24 protein-coding genes are annotated in these 23,499 nt (G+C 65.8%); 4 read left to right on the plus strand and 20 right to left on the minus strand.

The genetic code is table 11. The annotated features are described in order from the left end of the window. Window positions 1–3 precede the first annotated feature (3 nt). The 17 genes from J7396_RS03020 to J7396_RS03100 form a co-directional block, all read right to left on the minus strand. Window positions 4–786 carry a DUF1295 domain-containing protein gene (locus J7396_RS03020; protein ID WP_008578237.1) on the minus strand — a complete coding sequence of 261 codons (783 nt, stop codon included), beginning with the start codon at window positions 784–786 and terminating at the stop codon, window positions 4–6. Next, window positions 783–1,328, minus strand: coding sequence for a DUF2878 domain-containing protein (locus tag J7396_RS03025; protein WP_008578238.1), 546 nt, complete (start codon window positions 1,326–1,328; stop codon window positions 783–785). The genes J7396_RS03020 and J7396_RS03025 overlap by 4 nt, the downstream gene beginning before the upstream one ends. Continuing rightward, a complete protein-coding gene (locus J7396_RS03030) occupies window positions 1,325–2,620 on the minus strand; it encodes a cyclopropane-fatty-acyl-phospholipid synthase family protein (protein ID WP_209260937.1) in 1,296 nt (431 codons plus the stop codon). The genes J7396_RS03025 and J7396_RS03030 overlap by 4 nt, the downstream gene beginning before the upstream one ends. After that, window positions 2,617–3,501 carry a DUF1365 domain-containing protein gene (locus J7396_RS03035; RefSeq protein ID WP_029819006.1) on the minus strand — a complete coding sequence of 295 codons (885 nt, stop codon included), beginning with the start codon at window positions 3,499–3,501 and terminating at the stop codon, window positions 2,617–2,619. Before J7396_RS03035 ends, J7396_RS03030 begins: the two co-directional genes overlap by 4 nt. Then, on the minus strand, window positions 3,501–4,751 hold the full coding sequence (locus J7396_RS03040) for an FAD-dependent oxidoreductase (protein ID WP_209260938.1): 1,251 nt from the start codon (window positions 4,749–4,751) through the stop codon (window positions 3,501–3,503). Before J7396_RS03040 ends, J7396_RS03035 begins: the two co-directional genes overlap by 1 nt. Continuing rightward, on the minus strand, window positions 4,748–5,746 hold the full coding sequence (locus J7396_RS03045; protein ID WP_209260939.1) for an acyl-CoA desaturase: 999 nt from the start codon (window positions 5,744–5,746) through the stop codon (window positions 4,748–4,750). The genes J7396_RS03040 and J7396_RS03045 overlap by 4 nt, the downstream gene beginning before the upstream one ends. Window positions 5,747–5,968: 222 nt before the next feature. Beyond that, a complete protein-coding gene (locus J7396_RS03050) occupies window positions 5,969–6,802 on the minus strand; it encodes an anti-sigma factor (RefSeq protein ID WP_008578243.1) in 834 nt (277 codons plus the stop codon). Then, on the minus strand, window positions 6,799–7,362 hold the full coding sequence (locus J7396_RS03055) for a sigma-70 family RNA polymerase sigma factor (RefSeq protein ID WP_003485439.1): 564 nt from the start codon (window positions 7,360–7,362) through the stop codon (window positions 6,799–6,801). The genes J7396_RS03050 and J7396_RS03055 overlap by 4 nt, the downstream gene beginning before the upstream one ends. 58 nt (window positions 7,363–7,420) lie before the next feature. After that, window positions 7,421–7,789: a hypothetical protein gene (locus J7396_RS03060; protein ID WP_008578245.1), complete on the minus strand. Its 369-nt coding sequence runs from the start codon at window positions 7,787–7,789 to the stop codon at window positions 7,421–7,423. A gap of 85 nt (window positions 7,790–7,874) precedes the next feature. After that, entirely contained in the window at window positions 7,875–8,663 is a 789-nt protein-coding gene (locus J7396_RS03065) for a hypothetical protein (RefSeq protein ID WP_029820842.1), read from the minus strand. 612 nt (window positions 8,664–9,275) lie between these two features. Next, window positions 9,276–9,704, minus strand: a complete 429-nt coding sequence (gene rnfB / locus J7396_RS03070; protein WP_008578248.1) for an Rnf electron transport complex subunit RnfB — start codon at window positions 9,702–9,704, stop codon at window positions 9,276–9,278. Between the two features lies 1 nt (window position 9,705). After that, window positions 9,706–10,296, minus strand: a complete 591-nt coding sequence (locus J7396_RS03075; protein ID WP_008578249.1) for an HAD family hydrolase — start codon at window positions 10,294–10,296, stop codon at window positions 9,706–9,708. 373 nt (window positions 10,297–10,669) lie between these two features. Beyond that, the gene (gene metG, locus J7396_RS03080; protein ID WP_209260940.1) at window positions 10,670–12,754 is read right to left on the minus strand and encodes a methionine--tRNA ligase; all 2,085 of its coding nucleotides are present in this window, start codon (window positions 12,752–12,754) and stop codon (window positions 10,670–10,672) included. 246 nt (window positions 12,755–13,000) lie between these two features. Beyond that, window positions 13,001–13,450, minus strand: a complete 450-nt coding sequence (locus J7396_RS03085) for a DUF2147 domain-containing protein (RefSeq protein WP_003485424.1) — start codon at window positions 13,448–13,450, stop codon at window positions 13,001–13,003. 89 nt (window positions 13,451–13,539) lie between these two features. Continuing rightward, window positions 13,540–14,103: a hypothetical protein gene (locus tag J7396_RS03090; RefSeq protein WP_209260941.1), complete on the minus strand. Its 564-nt coding sequence runs from the start codon at window positions 14,101–14,103 to the stop codon at window positions 13,540–13,542. Beyond that, a complete protein-coding gene (locus tag J7396_RS03095) occupies window positions 14,093–14,638 on the minus strand; it encodes a hypothetical protein (protein ID WP_041469517.1) in 546 nt (181 codons plus the stop codon). The genes J7396_RS03090 and J7396_RS03095 overlap by 11 nt, the downstream gene beginning before the upstream one ends. A 202-nt stretch (window positions 14,639–14,840) precedes the next feature. Beyond that, window positions 14,841–15,230, minus strand: coding sequence for a VOC family protein (locus tag J7396_RS03100; RefSeq protein WP_008578253.1), 390 nt, complete (start codon window positions 15,228–15,230; stop codon window positions 14,841–14,843). 625 nt (window positions 15,231–15,855) lie between these two features. Here J7396_RS03100 and J7396_RS03105 point away from each other — a divergent pair. From J7396_RS03105 to mmuM, 4 genes are all read left to right on the plus strand, one after another. Then, a complete protein-coding gene (locus tag J7396_RS03105; RefSeq protein ID WP_209260942.1) occupies window positions 15,856–16,536 on the plus strand; it encodes a hypothetical protein in 681 nt (226 codons plus the stop codon). A 55-nt stretch (window positions 16,537–16,591) separates the two neighbouring features. After that, window positions 16,592–17,017 (plus strand): hypothetical protein, encoded by a 426-nt coding sequence (locus J7396_RS03110; RefSeq protein ID WP_209260943.1) that lies wholly within the window; start codon window positions 16,592–16,594, stop codon window positions 17,015–17,017. A 140-nt stretch (window positions 17,018–17,157) separates the two neighbouring features. Beyond that, the gene (mmuP, locus tag J7396_RS03115) at window positions 17,158–18,555 is read left to right on the plus strand and encodes an S-methylmethionine permease (RefSeq protein WP_209260944.1); all 1,398 of its coding nucleotides are present in this window, start codon (window positions 17,158–17,160) and stop codon (window positions 18,553–18,555) included. Then, window positions 18,552–19,517: a homocysteine S-methyltransferase gene (gene mmuM / locus J7396_RS03120; RefSeq protein WP_008578257.1), complete on the plus strand. Its 966-nt coding sequence runs from the start codon at window positions 18,552–18,554 to the stop codon at window positions 19,515–19,517. The genes mmuP and mmuM overlap by 4 nt, the downstream gene beginning before the upstream one ends. An 80-nt stretch (window positions 19,518–19,597) precedes the next feature. Here the strand turns inward: mmuM and J7396_RS03125 are convergent, their stop codons facing one another. The 3 genes from J7396_RS03125 to J7396_RS03135 all read right to left on the minus strand — a co-directional run bounded on the left by J7396_RS03125 (window position 19,598) and on the right by J7396_RS03135 (window position 23,266). Continuing rightward, window positions 19,598–21,535, minus strand: coding sequence for a DUF885 family protein (locus tag J7396_RS03125; RefSeq protein ID WP_011346878.1), 1,938 nt, complete (start codon window positions 21,533–21,535; stop codon window positions 19,598–19,600). Window positions 21,536–21,810: 275 nt separating this feature from the next. After that, on the minus strand, window positions 21,811–22,587 hold the full coding sequence (locus tag J7396_RS03130; RefSeq protein ID WP_011346879.1) for a queuosine precursor transporter: 777 nt from the start codon (window positions 22,585–22,587) through the stop codon (window positions 21,811–21,813). A gap of 4 nt (window positions 22,588–22,591) precedes the next feature. Continuing rightward, window positions 22,592–23,266, minus strand: coding sequence for a DUF502 domain-containing protein (locus tag J7396_RS03135; RefSeq protein WP_209260945.1), 675 nt, complete (start codon window positions 23,264–23,266; stop codon window positions 22,592–22,594). Window positions 23,267–23,499: the final 233 nt, after the last annotated feature.

The raw sequence follows: 23,499 nt of genomic DNA on the forward strand, positions 1-23,499 counted from the left end.
AAATCAGGACGAAGGGGGAAGCGGAAAGAACGCGCTGGTGCTGCGCTGGTACCGGGCATAGTCCTCGCCACGCGAGCGCAGCGCCTGCTGCTCGGTGTAAGGAATGCCGGTGAAGCGATACAGAAACACGAACATCACCACCGGCCCGAGCGCGCACAGCGCCACCGGCCACGGGCCGGCACCGACGGCCAGCGCCAGATACGCGAACCAGTGCACGAACTCGAAAAAATAATTGGGGTGACGCGAATAACGCCACAGCCCGGCGCGACAGGTCTTGCCGCGATTGGCCGGGTTGGCCTTGTGCGCCGACAACTGCCGGTCCGCCAACGCCTCGCCACCGACCGCGATCAACCACACGACGATCGCGATGCCTGTCCATGCGCTCCATTCCGCGTTTGGGTTGCTCGCCGCGGCCAGGAACGGCACCGCGAACAGCACCACCACCCCGGCCTGTGCCAGGAAAAAACCGAGGAACTTGCTCTGGCTGCCGTTCCAATGTTCGCGCAACGCGCGGTACCGGCCGTCTTCATGCGGGTCGCCGAAGACGCGCACGCCCAGATGCAGCGCCAGACGCGCCCCCCACACGCCCCCGAGCACCGCCACCAGCACGCGCGGCAGCAGTGCGCCCTCGGACATCCACGCACAATACGGCGCAGCCACCGCCAGGCAACCCGCCCACAACACATCGACCGGGCCGGCGTTGCCGCTGCGACGCTGCCACAGCCAGCCGATCACCATCACCACGCTTGCGAACACGCCCACATGCAGCAGCGGCCAGGCATTCATTGCAGTTCTCCAGTGGGGTCATCGGGCAATGGTCGCGCCAGCCGGCGTGCATACAGCGACAACACGCCGCAGGCCACGCCCCAGCCGATGCCCACGGCAAGCACGGCATGCAGGTAAGGCGATTGAAATTCCACCGCGTGCCAGCTGCGTTGCGCCAGCCAGTACGAAAACGGCCCGAAGATGGCGCCCAGCAGCACCGCCAGCCACGGCCGCTGCATTGCCGTGGCCAGCGAATGGTTGAGGGTGAGCGCAAAGCCCAGCCACAACGCCAGGATCCACGGCGGCGCCAGCAGGCTGCCCGGCCACGGCGCGGCGTAGCGCACCCAATTGCCCGCTGCCAGCGTGGTGTCCAGCAGCAATCCCAGCGACAAGGCCGCCACCATCAACTGCACGTCGCCGGGCGCGCGTCGCGAAGGCCACAGCTGGTAAAGCGCGAAGACCGCCAGCGCCAGCAGCGTCGGCCAGATGCGCGCATGCGCAGCGGAACCGACCGCGACCAGCCACAGCACCTGCAGGCCGAGGTAGTTGCCGAGCTGCTTCATGCGCCGGCAGTGAGGCCAGGCACGAACTGCGGCGGGCGTGCAGCGGGTTTGCTCAGCCACAAATGCACATCGCCGATCGAGCGTTCCAGAAAGCCAGCCTCGCAATAGGCCAGGTAGAACTCCCACATGCGGATGAAGCGCTCGTCGTAGCCCAGCGCACGCACCTGCGGCAACTGCGCCATGAAGCGCTGGCGCCACGCGCGCAAGGTCAGCGCATAGCTCGGGCCGATGTCTTCCAGATTGAACAGGCGCAGATCGCTGGCGCGCGCGATCGCGCCGGTCATCGCCGCAACCGAAGGAATGAAGCTGCCCGGGAAGATGTGCCGTTTGATGAAGTCCACCGAGTGCAGCGCCTGCTTGTAGCGGTGGTCTTCGATGGTGATGGCCTGGATCAGCGCTTCGCCATCGTCGGCCAGCAGGCTGCCGACCTTGGCGAAGTAGGTGTCCAGATACTGGTGGCCGATGGCTTCGATCATCTCGATCGAGACCACGCGGTCGAAGCAGCCTTCCAGGTCGCGGTAGTCGTGCAACAGCACCGTCACCCGATCGCTCAGGCCTGCCGCGGCGATGCGTTGGTTGGCCAGTTCGAACTGCTCGCGCGAAATGGTGGTGGTGGTGACGCGGCAGCCGTGTTCGCGTGCGGCGTGCAGCGCAAAGCCGCCCCAGCCGGTGCCGATCTCCAGCACATGATGGTGCGGCGCCAGGCGCAGTTTCTGACAGATGCGTTCGAGCTTGCGGGTCGCCGCGCGCTCCAGTGCCGCCTCCCCCTGCGCCTCTTCGCCGTCGACAAAGATCGCCGACGAGTACATCAGGTTTTCATCCAGGAACAGCTTGAACAGCGGGTTGCCCAGGTCGTAGTGCGCGGCGATATTGCGCCGGCTGCCGCTGCGGGTATTGCGCGCAAACGCATGCAGGCTGCGCATGGCCCAGCCGCCCAGACGTGCGGTGCCGGTCTCCATCGCGTCCAGCCGCTCGCGGTTGCGCAGCAGCAGCCGCATCAACGCCACCAGGTCGTCGCACTGCCACTGCCCGTCCATATACGACTCGCCCGCGCCGACACTGCCGTTGAGCGCCGCCTGGCGATAAAAGCCGGGGTCGATCACGCGCAGTTGCATCTGCAAGGCCTGCGCGCCCGTGGCCGTGCCAAGCGTGGTGACGGTGCCGGCTTCATGCAGCTGCAGTTGCCCGTCGCGCAATTGCCCAAGCGTGGCCAGCAGGCGCTTGCGCAGCAGGCGGTCCGTCCAGGAAGCCGCGCGCGGCGCAGCGTGATCGGGCAGGGACGTGGCGTTCATCGGGGTTCTCGCACAGGCGGGTGAGGGTGGTCGTGGACGGGGTTGCCGCGCAGCCACAGGCGCAAGGCCTGCCAGTGGATGGCAATCACCACCCACACCGTCATCAACGGATAAGCCAGCAACGTGCGCGCCAGGTTGCGCGCGGTGAGCGGTTGACGTTGCAGTACCAGGGTGGCGTCGAAGCGGCGCGTGCCGCTGTTGTCGAGGGCACCGCCAGCATCGTCGCCAACGGCGTCCAGCACATCCATGTGCACGCGCAACTGCGCATCCGGCACGCTGAAGCGCCAGTCGTAGCGGTGTTGCATGCCCATGAACGGCGAAACGTGGAAGCGCTTGTCGAAGCGCCACGCATGCACGTCGCGATGCGTGCGCGCCTGCGCGACCGGCAGCACGTAGGTGTGGCGCTGCTGCCAGGGGGTGTTGGTGATTTCGGCCACGATCCAGCGCAGGCCGTCGTGGCGATCGAAGCAATAGTAGAAGCTGACCGGGTTGAACACGTGGCCGAAGTAACGCAGATGGGTCAGCAGCCGGATCGCGCCCTCGGGGCGCTCGCCGGTGTGCGTCTGCACGCAGTCGCGCACGGCCTGGTCCAGCGGAATGCGCGCATCGCCCAGATAGTCGCTGCGCCGGAACTGCGCCAGGTTGGCGCGCCCCACCGACCACAACCAGCGTCGTGCGAACACCTGATCCAGCTCGGACAGATCCAGGTACATCAGGAACAGGCGATGGCGAAAGTGCAGCGCCTTGGGCATGAAGCGCCGGTGCCGCACCCAGCCGGTGTAGATCGCGCTGCGCAACGGCGCTGCCACGCGACCGGCGCCGCTGCCCTCGGCAGGGGGCAACGGCACCGCGTCGTGGTGGGCGTCGCGCAGCAGCTGCATCACCAATGCACTCCCAGGCCATGCGCGACGTCCACGCCGCTGCGCAGGCCGTCTTCGTGGAAACCGAAGCCCCATGCGGCACCGGCGAACCAGGTGTGCTGCACACCCTGGATCTCGGCCTTGCGCGCTTGTGCTGCCACTGCTGCGGCGTTCTGCACCGGGTGGCGATAGCGCATGCGCCGCAGCACCTTGCCCGGGTCGATCTCGTGATTGCGATTGAGGCTGACGATGAACGGCTGCGGTGACGCGATCGACTGCAGTGCGTTCATCCAGTAGCTCACCGTGCAGGCGGCATCCGGGTCGGCCGGCACGTGCGCGTTCCATGCTGCCCAGGCGCGCCGGTCGCGCGGCAGCACGCTGGCATCGGTGTGCAGCACGGTGTCGTTGTCCTGGTAGGTGATGCCACCGAGGATGTGGCGTTCGGCCGGCGTGGCGTCGCTGAGCAAACCCAGCGCATCGTCGGCATGGCAGGCCAGCACCACGTGGTCGAAATGTTCCTCGCAACGCGAGGCCTTCAGCACCACGCCATTGGGCGTGCGGCGGATTGCCTGGACCGGCGTGGACAGGCGCTCGATCACCTGCCAGCGCCGCCGCAGCGCACGCACATAGCTGTTGGACCCGCCACGCACCACCTGCCACTGCGGGCGCCCGCTCAGTTGCAGCATGTGGTGATTGGCCATGAAGCCGATCAACTGGCCCATGGGAAATTCGAGAATGGTCTGCGAAGGCGAGGACCATAGCGCGGACGCCATCGGCACCAGGTGCTGGTCGCGGAATGCATCCGAATAGCCGTGCCGCTGCAGGTACGCGCCCAACGTGCTGAAACGCTCGTCGCTGTGCAGCACTGCCGGTGCCTGGCGATAGAAGCGGCGCAGGTCGGCCAGCATGCCCCAGAAGCGCGGGCTGAGCAGGTTGCGGTGCTGGCAGAACAACCCGTTCAAGGTGCCGGCGTTGTATTCGAGCCCGCTGCGCGCGTCGTGGACCGAAAAGCTCATCGTGGTCGGCTGCGCGGCCACGTCCAGCTCGGCGAACATGCGCGTGAGCAGCGGGTAATGCTGCGGGTTGAACACGATGAAGCCGCTGTCCACCGCGTAACGCTGCCCCTCCAGCTCGATGTCGTGCGTGTGCGTATGCCCGCCCAGATAATCGGCTGCCTCGAATAGGGTCACCTCGTAGCGCCGCGACAACAGCCACGCGGCGCCGAGGCCGGCGATTCCGCTGCCGACCACGGCAATCCTGCCCTCGCTCATCGTTTCACCCGTTCGGCGCGCTGGGTGAGCAGCTTCGGCATCGGCTTGAGGTCCCACACCAGCCCCACCCACGACATCGCGGTGAGTCCGTACCAGGTCGCGTCGTATTCCCACCATCGCAATCCCTGACGCGCCGAGCCGGGAAAGAAATGGTGATTGTTGTGCCAGCCTTCGCCGAAGGTGAGCAACGCCAGCAGCCAGTTGTTACGGCTGTCGTCGCGGGTGTCGAAGCGCCGGCTGCCGAAACGATGCGCCAGCGAGTTGATGGTGAAGGTGGCATGGAACAACGCCACGGTGGAGATCACAAAGCCCCACACCAGCAACTGCGCACCGCTGGTCTTCAGCGCGGGCGCAGCCACTGCCAGCCAGTCGCCGAGCAGGTACAGCCCCAGCGCCAGCAGCACCGGCATCACGATGTCGAAGCGGTCCAGAAAGCGCAGTTCGGCGAAACGGCGTAGGTCGGGGATCACTTCCCAGTCGGTGCGGAAATTGCGCGGGGTCAGGAACCAGCCGGTATGGCTCCACCAGAAGCCGTGCTGCGCCGGTGAATGCGGATCGCGGCCGGTGTCGGTATGCCGATGGTGGTTGCGATGATGCGCCGCCCACCACAACGGCCCGCGCTGCACGCAGGTGGCCCCGATGGCGGCAAAGACGAATTGCAGTACGCGCGACGTCTTGAACGCGCGGTGCGAGAAGTAGCGGTGATAAAAGCCGGTGAGTGCGAACATGCGCAGCGCGTACAGCGCCACTGCCATGCCCACCGCGAACCAGGATGCACCGACCCAGAACACCGCCAGGCAGGCCAGGTGCAGGGCGATGAAGGGCACGGCACGTAGCCAGTCGATGCGATCGGCACGCGCTTCGTCCAGGGGCTCGTCGGCTTGCGAATCCACCCAGCGACGCAGACTGCCGACGCGTGCGGCCAGGCCGGCACGCGGTGGCGCGGTGGCGGGCTGGGGCGCTGTGGCGTGAGGGTCCAGGCCAGTGCTCGGCACGCGTGATTCTCCATAAGTAGTCGTGACCCAGTACGGACGCTGCCGGCAAACAGATGCACCAGCCCGCTTGATCGTCGCACGCATGGGTGGGGTTCGCTTGGCGTCGCGAATGAATCGCGCAGCTGCGCACACATTGCCCGCGCCAGGGACGTCCGGCGCGGATGAGGCTGTTTTGGAGAGCCCCGCCTGCGAGTGCCCGCAGGCGAGGTTAGGCGCGCTGGATCAGGGAGCCATCGCCAGCGTGCTGATGCCGCCCTTGGCCACCACGGTGCCGGTGGCAACGCCACCGGGCGCGCCGCCCGGCGGCTCCAGCGTGACGGCAAGAATGGCCTCGTTGCTCAACATGGGCATCAACTGATCGGGAATCTGCGCACGGCGTGCACGTTGATCGTCGAAGGTGCCCATCGAATGCGCCTTGCCGTCGGGGGTGATCAGCCACAGCTCCGGCACCTTGTCGGCGGTGGCGGTGCGGTCCAGCGGCGTCACCGTGATGGTGTGCTTGTCGGCGTCCATCAAGGCCACATAACCCGGGCGACCGTCTTCGGTGGCCAGGGTCGAGGTCATGGCGATCCCGGTCGCGGCAGGCGGATTGGTCGCAGGCGGGGTGACCGGGGTCTGCACCACTTCGCCGGTTGACGGCGGCTGCACCGGTGCCGGCGGCGTGCGCACGTTGAGCAGGGCGAGCACGCAGACCGCGGCAGTGGCCAGGCCGCCGACGCTGGCCCAGCGCCAGAACCGCACGTTGTTCCACAACGGGGCCGCGGGCGCGGTCGTGCTGACCGGCGCTGCAGACGGCACCGCGCGCAAGGGCGTATCGAAGCCCAGCGCCTGGCGTACGCGTACCCACACCTGATCCGGTGGCGTCTGCGCCACGATTTCCTCCAGCAGCGGCGCCAGCAGTTCCTGCCACTGCAGCACTGCCTGGGCGAACTGGCCGTCGGTGGCAATGCGTTGTTCGGCCGCCAGGCGTTCTTCTGCGCTCAACAGGCCAAGCACGTATTCGCCGGCCAGCACGTCGCGTGGCGGTTCCTGGTCGATGGGAAAGGGCGTACTCATCGTTCCAGACATGCCTTGAGTTTGGCCAGACCCCGACGGATCCAGCTCTTGACCGTGCCGATCGGCGTATCGGTGCGCGCGGCGAGTTCTTCGTAGGTGATGCCTTCGAAGAATGCCGTGCGAATCAACTCGCTGCGTGGCGGTTCCAGTTCGGCCAGGCAGTGATCGATGCGCCGGCGCGTGCTGGCGCGCTCGGTGCGGTCCAGCGGCGAGGCATCGCTGGCACGCAGTTCGCCGGCATCGTCCAGCGCCACGTTGCGGCGCTGCGGCGCGTTGGCGCGCAGATGGTCGATGGCCTTGTTGCGCGCGATCATCGCCAGCCACGTGAGCCCGCGTGCGCGGCTCGGGTCGAACTGCCCGGCCTTGTGCCAGATCAGCGTGAACACGTCCTGCAGCACCTCTTCGGCTTCGGCACGTTGCGGGATCATCCGCAGGCACACGCCGAACAGCTTGGCGGAGGTTTGCCGATACAGCGCTTCGAAAGCATGCCGGTCGCCGCCCGCGGTGGCGGTCAGCAGGCGTCCGGTCTCATCGTCGTCGTGGCCAGGAATGGCACTCATGCGGTCGGGCGTTGGGTGAGGTGGGGGCGATGCTACCGGACTGGGCCGAGCGTGTCTTTCACTTGCGCTGGAACCACAGCAGCACCGCGGCGAGCAACAACAGGATCTCCACCCCGGCAAGCGCAACAGTGGGTGCGGAGACCGGCCACAAGCGCGAGAGCGAGACGCTGCGGAACAGCACGATGGGAACATAGAACGCCAGGGCGACCACCAGGCCGGTGCGGGCTTGGTCGATCCAGGCGAAGTAGCCGAACAGGAACGCCATGCCCAGCTGCAACCCGCCGTAGATGACCAGATACTCCGATTGCCCGGCCGGCGAGAGCTGGGTATAGCCCACTGCCGTTGCGGTCTTGGCCGGAGAGAGCGTGCACCACACCGCCAGGACGACGTAGAGCACTGCATTGATCCAGAGATAGGCTTTTGCCACGACGGTGCTCCTGTAGCGGGAATGGGTGCCCGGGCCGTTGTACGCAAGCGCGCGTGGTCGGACGTGAAGATGGCGCGGGCGTGGTTCATGGGGCGCTGCACGAGGTGGCCAGCGGCTGCTCGCGCGCGTCGCGCAATTCCTCGGCACTGGCCGTCCGCGCGGGGGTGTCCGGAAAGACGATGCGCACGCGCGGATAGCGGCCGTTCGCATCGCGCAGATTGCCGACCCCGCGGAACTCGAGCAGCCGCTTGTCGGCGAGCGAATAACGCACCTCCAGCGATGGCACTGCCGCGCCGTACCAGGCATCCAGGCTGATGCGGAAGCGCCGCTGGCCGGCAGCATCGCCCAGGCGTTCGACCCGGAAGCCCAACTGCCGCTGCAGGCTGGGCAGCACGAAGTCCACCTGTTGCGGCGCACGCGCAATGGCGTCCCACTGCTCGCGCAGGTAGGCGTCGAACCCGGCATCGATCACCCGCGCGCCGCCGCCAGACGGCAGCGTGGTGCGGCGTTCGGGTTTGCCCGGGGCGAGCTGGTACATTTCGCGGACGCCGTCGCGTTGGCGTACGCCTTCGCGATATCCGTCGCGTCCATCGATCAGGCTGAAATCAGGCGAGCTGCCGCCGCCGTCGACCTGCTTGCGCGCAAACGCCCGCCCGTCCGGGCAGCGGTACAGCACCAGCCGCCCGCCATCGTCGAGCAACCAGTGCGACTCGCGATACCGCAACGCGCCGTTGTCGCCATCGAAGGCATCGCCGTCCACCCGCGTCACCGCGCCTGCGCCGAGCGGCAGGCTGCCGAGTACCAGCAGCAACAACGGCCGAATCGGCCGGCAACGGACGGTGAGCGCGGCGAGGGTGGCGGCAAGTGGACGCATCGGCAGATCCTCGATGGGGTGCCTACCAATACGGGCGCGGCCGCAGCACGGATGCGCCGGCTGCGTCAGGACGTTCCTGACGGCGGGGTGGTGGGCGCTGGCGTGGCTGGCTTGGGAGTGGTTGGCGACAGTGCTGCAGCGGCACGGCCTCGTGTGGCAACCGGTGGTCTTGCCGCCATGGGCGAGCGAGAGTGACGGCAAGCGTGGTGGCATATGCCACGGCGCGCGCGTGGTGCAACGTTTCCAACGGTGGGCGCATGCGCGCGCAGCGCGATCAGGTCGCGCAGTCCGCGGTGGCTCGCGGCCACTGCTCCGCAGCGTGGCGCATCGACATGTCGGTGGCACACGTTTGCATGCGCATGCGACTGGCGCGCAGCCAAACGCGGTTGTAACCCGGAGATTCGGACCAATGCCAACCCGCTTGCGGCGGTGCCGATGTTCTTGATGCCTGCCTTCCAACCTGCATGCGGCAGGCCACTGATCGATCGGGGCATCGCCTGCCTGTCGCGCAGTTCGAAATCCGCCTTTCGCAGCTGGTGGTCATGCTGGACTGCGCGCCGATCCATGAACATGCAGGCATCGACTGGACGCGGTATCGCGCTGACCGCAGCCTCAGCCGGTCGGATGCAACTCGATGCAATCCACCGGGCACGCCGGCAGACACAGTTCGCAACCGGTACACAACGGTGCGATCACCGTGTGCATGTGCTTGGCGCCGCCGACGATGGCATCCACCGGGCAGGCCTGGATGCACTTGGTGCAGCCGATGCAGTCGGCTTCCACGATCCAGGCCACCTGCGGCAGTTTGTGTGCGCCGCGACTGCGATCGTAGGGACGTGCAGGCACGCCCAGCACCTGCGCCAAGGCGCGTGCCCCGGCATCGCCGCCGGGCGGGCAGTGATCGATCGTCGCCTGGCCATCTGCCATCGCCTGCGCGTACGGACGACAGCCGTCATACCCGCATTGCCCGCATTGGGTCTGCGGCAGCAGGCGGTCGAGGCGTTCGACCAGATCGGGTGCAGGGGCGGACGTCGCGGCCATTTCAGTGCAGCAGATGCCCGCGATACCAGCGTTGTTGCGCAAGCGCGAGCATCGGTTTGTCTTCGCGGCTGTCGCCATAGGCGTGCACGCAGTCGTACCGATGCAAGTCGTATTGACTGCAAATCCGCGCGACCTTGTGCGGCCCACAATCGCCGTCGGCATAGCGCCCGCTCAGCACACCTGCAGCGTGTTCCAGCCGATTGCAGATCAGCGACAACCCATGCTGGGTACACCACGGTTGCAGATACAGATCCAGCGACGCCGACACCAGCACCACTTCATGTCCCTGCGCCTGATGCCAGTCGATGCGTTGCATCATCTCGCCGCGCAGCATGCCTGGCAGCGCGGTGCGCGCGTATTCGGCGCCATGCGCGTCCATCTCATCGAGCGAGCGGCCGCTGAAAACCAGTCGCGTCACCCGCGCGCGCAGTGCGGCGGCAGACACCACGCCCATCCGGAACCCCAGCACCCATGGCCCCGCCTGCCATCTGGCCGCCGCAACCTGCGCCGGCGTTGCCACCTTGCGCAGGAAACGGCCATAGCTGTCGCAGGTGGTGATGGTGTGGTCGAAGTCGAACAGGGCCAGGTGCATTGGGGCGTGGATGGTGGATTGGAGTTGGTTGAAGCTGTGCCGGATGTCCCTTCTCCCACCGGGACATTGTCCTTCTTCATGGGGGAGAAGGTGCCCCGCAGGGGCGGGTGAGGGTACGAGCGAAGCCACGTGCAGTGACAACCACACCAGAGCTTCGCCCCGTACCCTCACCCCAACCCCTCTCCCGCAGGAGAGGGGCTTGAGAGCGCGCTGTTCGCGCATCCCTCATCAGTTCGTGTTTCCAATACGTTTTGTCAGCCTCTCAAGCTCACATCGGTGTGTGGATGCCGGGTATGGCGATTCTCAAGCTCGCAATCAGCAGACCTTGCAGACTCCGCTTTTACGATGCCCGATTCCCAACTCCCCAATCCCATCACCTGACCGGCATGCCCGGCTGTGCGCCGCTGTCGGCATCCAGCAGCGCCAGCGCGCCGCCGTCGAAGCCGGCCGACAAGATCATGCCTTCGCTGATGCCAAAACGCATCTTGCGCGGGGCCAGGTTGGCAATGAACACCACGCTGCGGCCGACCAGTGCGTCCGGCTCGCCGTAGCTGGCGCGAATGCCGGAGAAGATCTGCCGCTTGCCCAGTTCGCCGGCGTCCAGTTCGAAACGCAGCAACTTGTCCGAGCCTTCCACGAATTCGCACACCAGCACCTTGCCGATGCGCAGGTCTAGCTTGGCAAAGTCATCCATGCCGATGAAGCCGGGATTGGTGCTTTGGGATTCGGGATTGGCAACGGCGGCAGGCTTTGCGTCGGCCTTGCTCGGTGCGGGCTTGGTGGTGGTTGCCGGTGCTGCAGGTGCGGCCATCGTGTCTTTGGAAGCGTCGGTCATGGCGTCGATCAGTTTGGGGTCGATACGGGTAAACAGGGCGGTGTAGGGCTGGATCGTGTGCGCTGTCAGCGGGCGGACCACGTCTTCCCAACTGGTCATCGGCGCCGACAGGAAGGCTTCGGCTTCGGCGCAGGTGCGCGGCAGGATCGGCTTGAGCGCGGCCACCAGGATGCGGAACAGGTTCAGGCCCTGCGTGCAGACCGACTGCAGCTGCGCATCGGCGCCGTCCTGCTTGGCGATCACCCACGGCTTGGTGTCGTCGATGTACTTGTTGGCCTCGTCGGCCAGCGCCATGGTCTGGCGGATCGCGCTGGCCGCGTCGTTGCGCTCGTAGGCCTCGCGGATCGGCGTCAGCGCGGCGACGAAGCGGTCGTACTGGGCGGCATCGGGTAGCGCATCAGCCAGCTTGCCGTCGAAGCGCTTGCCGATGAAGCCCGCGCAGCGGCTGGCCAGGTTGACGAACTTGCCGACCAGGTCCGCATTCACCCGCGCGATGAAATCGCCCAGGTTGAGGTCCAGGTCGTCCACGCCGCCGGAAGACTTGGCCGCGAAGTAGTAACGCAGCGCCTCCGGCTCCAGGCCGACATCCAGGAAGGTCCGCGCCATGACGAAGGTGCCGCGCGACTTGGACATCTTGGCACCGTCCACCGTCAGGTAGCCATTGACGTGCAGGCGGGTCGGCGCGCGGTGGCCAGTGCCGTGCAGCACCGCCGGCCAGAACAGGCCGTGGAAATTGACGATGTCCTTGCCGATGAAGTGATGCAGCTCGGTCTGGGTGCCGGCCACCAGATGCGAGGCGAAGTCCTCGCCCATCTGCGCGCACAGCGTCTTGAAGCTGCACAGGTAGCCGATCGGCGCATCCAGCCACACGTAGAAATACTTGCCAGGCTGTCCGGGAATCTGGAAGCCGAAATACGGCGCATCGCGCGAAATATCCCAGGCGCGCAGGCCGCCTTCGGCATCCAGCCACTCCTTGAGCTTGGCCTTGACGCCGGGCAATGCCACGTCGCCAGCCAGCCACTCACGCAGGAAGCCGTCGAAATGGCCCACTTCGAAGAAGAAGTGTTCCGAATCGCGCAGTTCCGGGGTGGCACCTGAAATCACCGACTTCGGTTCCTTCAGCTCGGTGGGCGCATAGGTGGCGCCGCACACTTCGCAGTTGTCGCCGTACTGGTCGGGGCTGCCGCAGTTGGGGCAGATGCCCTTGATGTAGCGGTCCGGCAGGAACATGCCCTTGGCCGTATCGTAGAACTGCGCCACCGAGCGGCGGCTGATGTGGCCGGCGGCCTCCAGCTTGGCGTAGAAGGCTTCGGTGAGCTCGCGATTGACCGGCGAATTGGTCGAATCGTAATGGTCGAAGGTCACGCCGAACGCGGCGAAATCGCGCTCGTGGCTGGCCTGGATGTTGGCGATGAAGGCTTCCGGGGTCACCCCGGCCTTCTCGGCAGCCAGCATGATCGGCGTGCCATGGGTGTCGTCGGCACAGACGAACCAGGTCTTGTCGCCGCGCAACCGGCGCGCGCGCACCCAGATATCGGCCTGGATGTAGCCGACCAGATGGCCAAGATGCAGCGGGCCATTGGCGTAGGGCAGGGCAGTAGTGACGAGTGCGGTGCGGGTCATGGCGGGCGTAATGCGGGGGACGCGCGATTATCGCATTAGTCGTGAGCCGGGATTGGGGATTGGGGATTCGTCAAAGCAGGATCAAGCCGCCTGCCTGTCGAGCCGCGCGGCGTTAGCCATCTCTGCAGCAGCGGCAGCCGTTGATCCTGCTTGCAGGCAAGCCCCAAAATGCGCCTGTGCACAAAAAAGGGCGCCCCGAAGGACGCCCGCTCTTGCAAATCCCGAATCACCAATCTCGAATCCCGATTACTCACGCACCCACGTCTGGGTACGGCCCAGCGCTTCGATGCCGACGTAGCCGCGCATCTGCAGCTTCTTGCCGCCGTCGGTGAGGGTGATCTTGGACTTGTAGGTCTTGCCCTTGGCCGGGTCGAGTACCGAACCACCGCTCCACACTGCGGTGCCGTCGGGCTTGAGGCCCCACAGGATGGTCATGCCCTTGATCGGCTTGCCCTTGAGTGCGCCGTCGCACTTGTCGCAGACCGGGTTGGGCCCCTTGGACGACTGCAGGATCTCGACCACCTTGCCGCTCAGCGTGCCATTGGCGGCCTGCTCGATCTGCACCACCGACTTGGGCTTGCCGGTTTCATCGTCGATGGTCGTCCAGCGGCCCACCGGCGAATCGGCCGCATGGGCCATCAGCGAAGCGGCCGCCAGCGGCAGCGCGAGCAACAGGGTCTTGAAGGTCTTGCGCATGGTTCCCCTCCCAGGGTTTGCTAGGGCCGCCGTCGGCGGCCTGATCGCGAATGTATACCGTGGGGTATGGTGCGGGAAAGTCAGGGCGTTCAGTTTGAAACGGGGCAACGCGATGCCGCCACCGTCTGCTCGGCCATGAGGCGTGTTCGTCCCTGCTGGGTGACGATGCGGAACATCTCCACCTCGCACTCCTGCCCTTGCAACAGGAGGGTGGCGACATAATCCTGGCCGGCCTCAGGGACAAAGCTGCGGCTTACGGTACATGGCGGTGCGTTCACTACGCAGCGGTTGTCCATGCAGCCACCTGCCGACAGCGACAGGGTGAGCGGCTCGCCTGCCTTGACCTGCGTTTCAGTCACGTAGCGTCCTCCGCTGACGGCAACGGCAGGTATCCCTATCTTCTGCCCTGCGCCCGTGCCGAATGGACCGGGCCGCGAGCTTGGCGCAATTCCGGCGCCACGGATCGCTCCGCCGACGCATGTGCGGTTTGGATAAAGCACGGGTGCGGGTCGTTCGGTGACCAAGCGGATACGCGCACGCGGCCCATCGCGTGGCTCATCGAAGGTCGACAAGGAAATCGACGCGCTGCGCGTCATCCCACAACCGGCCAGAAGCGCGACCAGTGCCGTGATCAGGATGCGTCTAGTCGGCATGGCACTCGCCTGAAATCGGAACAACTTCCAAATCTGCCGGGGCAAGGCCGGTCTTTTCGTCGATGACGGTAAGCAGGCAGCGTTGATCATCATAGAGCTGGCTAGCGACATAGTGCTCGCCAGGCGCGGGCGTGAATGTCACCAGGTTGGTGCAATTGTTTGTGGTCAGGCTCCGACGACGCGAGTCGAGCGTTTGCACCATTCGTGCACGTAAAAACAGCTGTCTGTCGGGGACAACCGAATACGCCTCGCGAGACTGATTGTTGCTCAACTTCCCGAGCACGCCGTTGACGGGCGGCGTCAGTGCGCCCAGAAATCCGCCATGGCCACCCTTTGCGCAGCTGGCATCGTCGAAGACATCGAAGTATTGGACCGGCTCGATGGGTATCGGGTTGGGCCTGGTGGGCTTGGCCAGCGACAGGGTGGCGAACGGCTCGCCAGGTTTTGGCGCGACATAGCGCTTGGGGAAAAGAAAACCGCAGCCGGCAAGTACGATCGCCACGGCTACAACGATGCGCAAGATGAAATGAAACATGCGTCAGGTCCGGCATGGCGTACGTTGTCTGTGCCGCATCCATGCCTGCGACGCCACCGCGGCGACATGACGCCAGCCTCTTGATAACGGCCGCTCGTCCCTGCGCTTGAGTCACGCGGTCGATACCTTTGCGAGGCGAAGGTCGGCGTATGACTCAACGGGTACGCGTGCCTCGCTGCACTACGGTTCCGTCAGGCATACGCTAGCCGACCTCGTACAACTCCAGCGGCAGCTCGTCCGGATCTGCAAAAAAGGTAAAGCGGCGGCCGGTGTATTCGTCGATGCGGATGTCTTCGGTGGCCACGCCGGATGCATTGAGGTGCGCAACCGCGCTGTCCAGATCTGCGACGCGAAACGCAAGGTGGCGCAGCCCTTGGGCTTCAGGGCGGCTGGGGCGTGCCGGGGCAGCGGGGAACGAGAACAACTCGATCTGTCCGCCATCGGGCAGCGCCAGATCCAGCTTCCACGAATCGCGCGCCTGTCGGTAATGCTCGTCGAGCACGCGCAGGCCCAGGATCTGGCAATAGAACCGTTTGGAACGCGCGTAGTCGCCGGCGATGATCGCCACATGGTGGATGCCGGCGAGCATCATGCCGCGCTCCGGCGCATTGACGTTGACCGGCCGGGCAGTGCCGGCGCGCTCGACGGCGCCTCGCATGCAGATGGCAGGCGCCCGTCCGCGATGCAGGACGCAGCACCGCTATCGCACGCAGCGTGCTGTGGCCTTGGCAGATTTGTGGGCAGGCAGTGCACGGATGCTTGCGCAGATGGAAGGTAATGGTGCGGCATGTCAGAGGACCAGCAGAAACCAATCGGCAGCATAACCGCCCGCTCGTTAGCCGCAGGCCCTGGTTCACGGCGCGCGCACGGCTGTGCCCGTTTGCGCACGGTCGCAGGATGGCCGAATCGAAATCCGGCGGGAGCGATGCAATGCGCGTAACGCGGCGCCCGTGCGTGCACATCAAGGACGACAGCACGGCTGATTTGCCAACGGCCCCTGCACGGACCTGCAGTGCCGCATGCGCGATTCCTGGCCGCAGATGCGGAAGGGCAGCGCGGCGCTGTCCGCCAACATCCTCCGCGTGGCAGGCCGATCTCAGGGGTTTGCCGATGGGCTGCACTGTCGTCGCCGCCGATGCTGGACACCGATGTCGCATCGGCGCGCGTTTGCATGACGCGGCCGCGGCATCGTCCTTCCATGCCAACCGAGCCTGCCCATGTCCATTCTTGCGTTTCAGCCGCAGCATCTCAAATCCATCCCCCAGGGCGTGCATGTGATCCGGCACCCGGCCGGCACGCTGCCCGATCGCGACGCCATCGTCGCGGCCTTGCCGCGCACCGAGCAGGGCACGCCGCAGTTGCATTACGACACGCTGTGGATCGGCGGCGGCCACGGCGATGTCGACAACCAAGGAGCACCGACCAAGTTAAACGACTGCACAGGTGTCGAAAAGGTCACGAGCTTCATCGAGGATCTGGTCACCATCGGCATCCGCACGCCGGCGCTGATCGTCGATAGCTGCTTTTCGCTGGCCTGGCTGCCGCAATTTGCTCCCCTGCTCACCGAGGACGGCATGTTTGCCGGCTGGTCGTGCATCTGCAGCGTCAATCGCCTCGAACTGCTGACATCGCACCGGTTGCCGGCGCTGGTGGAGCAGATCGAGATCAATATGGACACGGCGACGTCCAGCCAGGTGGTCTACATCGCACGTGATCGGTTGCTGATCCGCTATGCGCAGTTGACCGAGAGCGTGGAGGTTAAGGCCGCCGATCTCACCGATGCCCAGGTAGCCCTCGCCCGCGTCGGCAAGGCGACCTGGCAGGGCAGGCCGCTGATCGCCACCGACCAGCGCATCGAGGACCGCACGCGGTTCATCGAACGCCTGCACCAGCTCTGACCGGCCCGGCACCGTCGCCCATCCGGTCATCCACCCAACACCAGAGGATTTCTCCATGACCACCTACACCAACAACGGCACCGGCACGTTCGGCAGTGCCAGCAACGCGATCCGCAGGCATGTGCTCGACGACTACCTGGCGGCGAAGATCGCCAACCATCTCGGCATCCGCCGCAGCGATGTCAACGACGGTACCGTGATCCAAGTCCCCGCCAACTACGCCAACAGCGAAGGCGTGATTTCGGGCATGGAACTGGTCAAAGGCCTGCGTGTGGACCTGCAGCGCGCGCAGGCCCACGACGGTAATACCTACGCAACCTGGCAGGTGCAGTGGGGCACCGGCAGCAACGGCAAAACCGGCGGTGCCTATGCCGGCGTGTTGATGCGAGTGGCGACCGACTTCACGTTCGCCGAGTTTCGCAAAGCGATGAGCGAGAGCTTCGGCTATACACCAGGCGCCTATTGCCGGCTCGATCCCTGACCGGCACGGCGAACGAACCGATCGGCAGCATCACCGCCCGCCAGTCAGAGGCGGGCCCTCGCCCACGGCTGGCCCGCGCACGGCTGTGCCCGTCTGGCTGCGCGTGGCAGGATAAAGCTTCCCCCCGATCAGATGCACCCATGCCCGAATCGTCGTCTGCCACCGCGCCGCAGTTTCAGCGCAGCATGCAGGTGCGCCATCTGGTGATGCTGTCGCTGGGCGGCGTGATCGGCACCGGCCTGTTTTTCAACACCGGGTACATCATTGCCAGCACCGGCGCGCTTGGCACGGTACTGGCGTATCTGATCGGCGCACTGGTGGTGTACCTGGTGATGCAATGCCTGGGCGAGCTGGCGGTGGCGATGCCGCAAACCGGTGCGTTTCACGTGTATGCCGCGCGTTACCTCGGCCCGGCGACCGGCTACGTGGTGGCGTGGTTGTACTGGTTGACCTGGACGGTGGCATTGGGCTCGAGCCTGACTGCCGCAGCGTTCTGCATGCAGTACTGGTTTCCGCACAGTCCGGCGTGGCCCTGGTGTCTGCTGTTCTGCGCGCTGATCTTCGGCCTGAATACAGTCTCGGCGCGCTGGTTTGCCGAAGGCGAGTTCTGGTTTTCGTTGATCAAGGTGGTCACCATCCTGGTGTTCATCGTGCTTGGCAGCGCGGCGGTGATCGGTCTGTTGCCGTTGGCCGATGGTTCCCCCGCACCGGGGCTGCGCCATCTGCGCGCCGAGGGCTGGTTTGCGCATGGCACGCTGCCGATCTTGATGACGATGGTGGCGGTGAATTTCGCATTTTCCGGCACCGAGTTGATCGGTGTGGCGGCCGGCGAAACCGCCCAGCCTGCACGCGCGATTCCGCTGGCAATCCGCACCACGCTGGTGCGGCTGGTGGTGCTATTCGTCGGCACGGTGCTGGTGCTTGCGGCGCTGCTTCCCGCCAAACAAGCGGCGGTGGAAACCAGCCCGTTCGTGCGCGCCTTCGAGCTGCTGGGCATTCCATATGCAGCCGACATCTTGAACGCGGTGATCCTCACCGCGATCCTGTCGGCGGCCAATTCCGGTCTGTATGCAGCCGCGCGCATGCTGTGGTCGTTGGCCAACGAAGGCACGTTGCCGAGCGGCCTGGCGCGCTTGACCGGCCGCGGCATTCCACTGCGTGCCGTGTCGCTGAGCATGCTGGGCGGCTTGCTGGCGCTGCTCACCGGCGTGTATGCGCCAGAGACGGTGTTCGTTGCGATCTCGGCGGTCTCGGGATTCGCGGTCGTGGTGGTGTGGCTGAGCATCTGCGCGGCGCATTACCGTTTCCGTCGCCAACTGCTGCGCGATGGCGCTGCGCTGGAAACGTTGGCGTATCGCGCGCCGTGGTACCCATGGACCCCAATTCTGGGCTTTTCGCTGTGTCTGCTCGCCTGCATCGGCCTGGCATTTGATCCGCAGCAGCGCATTGCGCTGTGGTGCGGTGTTCCGTTCGTCGCGCTGTGCTACGGCGCCTACGCACTGACCCAATGGCTTGCGGCCCGGAGACTGCACGCATGACGATTCTTCCACGCCAGCCGCGCGCCAACGCACCTTTCAGCCAGGCCTTGCAGCACGATGGCTATGTGGTGCTGGATGGCGCGCTGGCCACCGAGCTGGAACAGCGCGGCTGCGATCTCAACGATGCGCTGTGGTCGGCGCGCGTGCTGATGGAGCAGCCGGAGCTGATCTATCAGGTGCATCGCGACTACTTCGCTGCCGGTGCGCAATGCGCGATCACCGCCAGTTATCAGGCCACGCCGCTGGGATTTGCCGCACGCGGACTGGATGCTGCGCAAGCGCAGGCGTTGATCGCTCGCAGCGTGGCGCTGGCGGCGCAGGCGCGTGCCGATCATCTGACCCTGCACCCGTATGCGGCGCCGCTGTGGGTGGCCGGCTCGGTGGGGCCGTATGGCGCGTATCTGGCCGATGGCTCGGAATATCGTGGCGACTACGTGCTGCCGATCGAGCAGTTGATGGATTTCCATCGCCCGCGCATCGCCGCGCTGGCCGAGGCGGGCGTGGATCTGCTGGCTTGCGAGACGCTGCCATCGGCCAGCGAAATCGTGGCCCTGCGGCAGTTGCTGCAACACGAATTTCCGCAGCTGCATGCCTGGTTTTCCTTCACCTTGCGCGATGCGGCGCATCTGAGCGACGGCACGCCGCTGGCGCAGGTGGTGCCGGCGCTGGATGCCTGCGCGCAGGTGATTGCGGTGGGCATCAACTGCATTGCACTGGATCAGGCGAGCGCTGCATTGCACAGCCTTGCGGCGTTGACTGCGCTGCCGCTGGTGGTATATCCGAACTCGGGCGAGCACTACGACGCCAGCGACAAGCGCTGGCACGCCGGTCACGGGGCTGCGCTCACGTTGGCCGACCAGCATGCGCACTGGTTGGCGGCTGGCGCGCGCTTGATCGGTGGCTGCTGCCGCACCGCACCGCGCGATATCGCCGCGCTGGCGGCGGCGCGTGCGCTGGGCTGACCCGACCTGCGAACGCGCGCGCATCGAAGGCCTACCCGCAGTAACGGGTCAGCAGCGTCCAACTACCGTAGCCGTACGCTTTATCCCTTCTGCGTGGCGATCCAGCGCTGGATCTTGTCCTGCAAGATATCCAGCGGCACCGAGCCGTCCTTGAGTACTTCGGTGTGGAAGGCGCGGACATCGAAGCGTGGGCCCAGCTCGCGCTGCGCCTGCTCGCGCAATTGCGCAATCTTCATCTCGCCCACCTTGTAGGCCAGCGCCTGGCCGGGGATGGCCATGTAGCGGTCGACCTCGGCTTCGGCATCGGCACGGCTCATGGCGGAGTTGTCCACCATGTAGTCGATGGCCTGGCTACGCGTCCAGCCCTTGCTGTGCAGGCCGGTGTCGGTGACCAGGCGAATCGAGCGCCACAAGGCGTTCTGCAGATAGCCGTAGTAGTTGTAGGGGTCGTCATACAGCCCTAGCTCGCGGCCAAGCGATTCGGCATACAGGCCCCAGCCTTCGATGTAGGCGGTCTCACCGCCCAGGCGGCGGAACTTGGGCAGGTCGGTCAACTGCTGCTGCAACCCCAGCTGGTAGTGGTGGCCGGGCACCGCTTCGTGCAGGTACAGGCTCTCGGCCTCCCAGGTCTTGCGTGAAGGCAGGTCCGAGGTGTTGACGTAGAAGATGCCCGGCGTGCTGCCGTCGCCGCTTGGGCGCATGTACGAGCCGCTGGCGGCCGATTGCGCACGCTGCGGTTCCACCGCACGAACTTCCAGCGCCGGCATGCCCTGGGTGTTGAACAGCCGCGGCACCGCCAGCTGCACGCGGCCCTGCAGGCTGCGGTACGTGCCCAGCAACTCGGTGTCGCTGCGGAAGCCGAAGCGCCGGTCGGTCTGCATGAACTTGTAGAACTTGGGCAGGTTGCCGCGGAATTTGACCTGTTTGGCCACTGCCTGGATTTCTCCCTGCAGGCGAGCGACCTCATCCAGGCCGATCTGATGCACCTGTTCCGGGGTCAAATCCGTGGTGGTGCTCTGGCGTACGTCATAGGCGTACCACGCCGCGCCATTGGGCAATGCCGCCAGTCCATCGCTATCGCGGCAGGCGGGCAGGTATTCGGTGGCGATGAAGCCGCGCAACGCGCGGTAGGCCGGCATGATGCGCACTTCGATCATGCGCTTGTACTCGGCAGTGATGCGCTGCTTGTCGGCCTCGGGCATGTCGGCGGGCAGGTTGCGCACCGGCCCCCAGAACAGGCTGTCTTCGGCATTGCGCGCGATGATCGCGTCCAGCTGCGGCAGCACCTTCTGCATCAGCACCTTGGGCTGCACCACGCCGGCCTGCATGCCGGCACGCATGTTGGCGATGGCCTGCTCGAACAGGTCGGGAATGCCGAGCGCACGCCGCGACCAGTTGTCGTAATCCTTGACCGTCTTGAACGGCTGCGCGCCGGTGCCCGAGCCCAGCACCACCGCAATGCTGGCGATGTTGTAGAACTGGTTGATCGGCAGCATCCAGCTGGGAAACTGCTCGGCGGCCAGTGCGCTGCGCGCATCGCGCACGAAGATCTGGTAACTGAGCAGGTCCTGCCCACTCAGCCCATCGGGCCCCAGCGCCTCGGCCTTGCCCAGCCACAGTACGGTGAAATCGTGCGATTGCTGGCGGAATGCCGGCGACAGGAAGTTCGGCAACTGGTCGTTGTAGCGGCTCTCGCCCTGGAAGGTGGCCTGCAGCGGGTTGAGCTTGAGCGAGGCGTCCCAGTACTGGTCGTACAGCAGGTTGAGCTGCTGCGCCTTGGTCAGCACCACCGGCGCGGCCACCGCGCGGGGCCTGACCCTGGCGGCCTTGCTGCCCTTGCCCTTGGTGCTTTTGGCTGCCGGCTTGGCGGTCTTCTTGCCTTTGCTCGCCTTCGCGCGCGTTTGCGTGGTCTGTGCCTTGGCGGTCTTCTTCTTGGCCGCATCGGCCGGCGCCGCCAGCGACAGGCTCACGAGGGCGGCCATGGCCAGGGACAGCAGGCGGGAAAAGCTGAGGGGCATTACCGGCTCCGGAAACAAGCGAGCGGGGAGCTTGCCCGATCCGCACGGTTACGGCCACCCATTGGGGGCATACCGCCTATCGGCAATTCATGCGGCGCATGGGCGCGGTGCTGCGCCCGGGGTGATGTGTTGCGCTGCGACATGGCCGGCAAGGCTGCGTCCAAGTCACACCGCGGTGGGCTGGCTCGCAGCGCCGCGATCAGGACCACTGGCGACCAGACGTTGCCGCCGCAACCCATTGCGTTGCGATGACCCTGGCTGGGAGACAGCCCGGCTCAGTCGGCAGCGGCTTCTTCGCGCAGCTGCTCGGCACGCTCGGCGCCCAGGTACGCGGTGATGCCGCGGCGTGCCAGATACAGCAGCGGGATCAGTAAGACCGCAAAGCCCATCTTGTAGATGTAGTTGAGCGTGCTCACCGCCAGGAACTGGTCGATCGACCAATGCTGCGGGCCGAGCACGAAGGCGATATAGATCACCACGAAGCTGTCCACCACCTGCGAGACCGCAGTGGAGCCGGTGGCGCGCAGCCACACGTGTTTTTCGCCAGTGACGCGACGGATGCGGTGAAACACCGAGACATCGATCAACTGGCTGAACAGGAATGCCACCAGCGAGCCGCCGATGGTCCACAGCCCTTGTCCGAACACTGCCGCAAATGCGGCCTGGTAATCGGGCACCCCCTGGCTCTGCGCCGCAGTGACCCACCAGCCCGCCGGCGCCAGCGCAATGGCCGCGAAGGCGAACACGAAGCCATAGCCGATCAGCACCACCGCCACCCACGAGATGAAACGCACCCCGCGGCTGCCGAAGAACTCGTTGATGGTGTCGGTCATGATGAACACGATCGGCCACAGCAAGGTGCCGGCGGTGAAGCTGAGCGAGCCGCGCTGGCCGAACAGATTCCAGTTCAGTGGCGCAATGCCGAGCGTGTCTTCCAACGCGAAGATCTTGACGCCAATGAACTCGGCCAGCGCCGCGTTGACGCAGAAGAAGGCCGCCAGTGCGATGAACAGGCGGACCGCACGATCGTCGAGGGTGCGCACATGGGACATGGTGTCAGCGATCCGCAGTCCGGGTGAAGGGAACCGATTCGGGCGCCACGGCGCCACCGGAAATGATGAAGCTCATTGCCTGATCCACGCTCCAGTCGGTGGGCGTGAGCAGTGCCACCGGCACGATTTCCAGGTAGCCGGAGGTGGGGTTGGGCGTGGTGGGCACGTAGACCGCGGCCAGCTCGCGGCCGGTGCCCTGTTCCTTGATCACGCGGGTGACCAGGCCCACTGATTTCATGTCGCGGTGTGGGAAATCGATCAGCACCACGCGCTGGGTGCTGCCGGGCTGGGTCTGCAAGATGTCCAGCAGCTTGCGCGCGCTGTCGTAGACCACGCTGGCCAGCGGAATGCGCCGCATGATGGCCTCGAACCAGCGCAGCAAGCGCTGGCCGATCACGCGCCGGCTCAGGATCCCGACGAACAGGATGACTGCCACCGTGGCGATCAACGCGATGGTGTTCTGCACCCACAGCGCCTTGAACCAGCCCAGGTAATCGGGGAACGAGGCAGCGATGCGTTCGGACAGCGGCACCACCCACGGGCTGCTGATGCCCGAAAGCAGCGAGAAAACGAACTTCACCACCACCCAGGTCAACCAGACCGGCAGCAAGGTGAGCAACCCGGTCAGAAAGACCCGTTGCAGGGAAGGGCGGACGTGGGGAGTGGGGGATTCGGACATCGCCATAGTGTAGGCATTCGGCCACGCTCGGTGGAGCTGGGGGCGGGGTTTGGCAGCAGGCATTCGCGATTGGCAAGAGTGTTTCGCGTGCCACGATCCGCTGCAATCCCATGATTCCTGTACTTACCTCGACATCGACCTGGCGGTACCCGCAGCCCAGCGGCAGCGGGCAACCCGTTCGGCTCGTACAGCCCTCCTGCCGTTGGGAACCATGGCGCGCAGCGCGGATGAAA

Source organism: Xanthomonas sp. A1809, assembly GCF_017746015.1.
GTDB lineage: Bacteria > Pseudomonadota > Gammaproteobacteria > Xanthomonadales > Xanthomonadaceae > Xanthomonas > Xanthomonas euvesicatoria.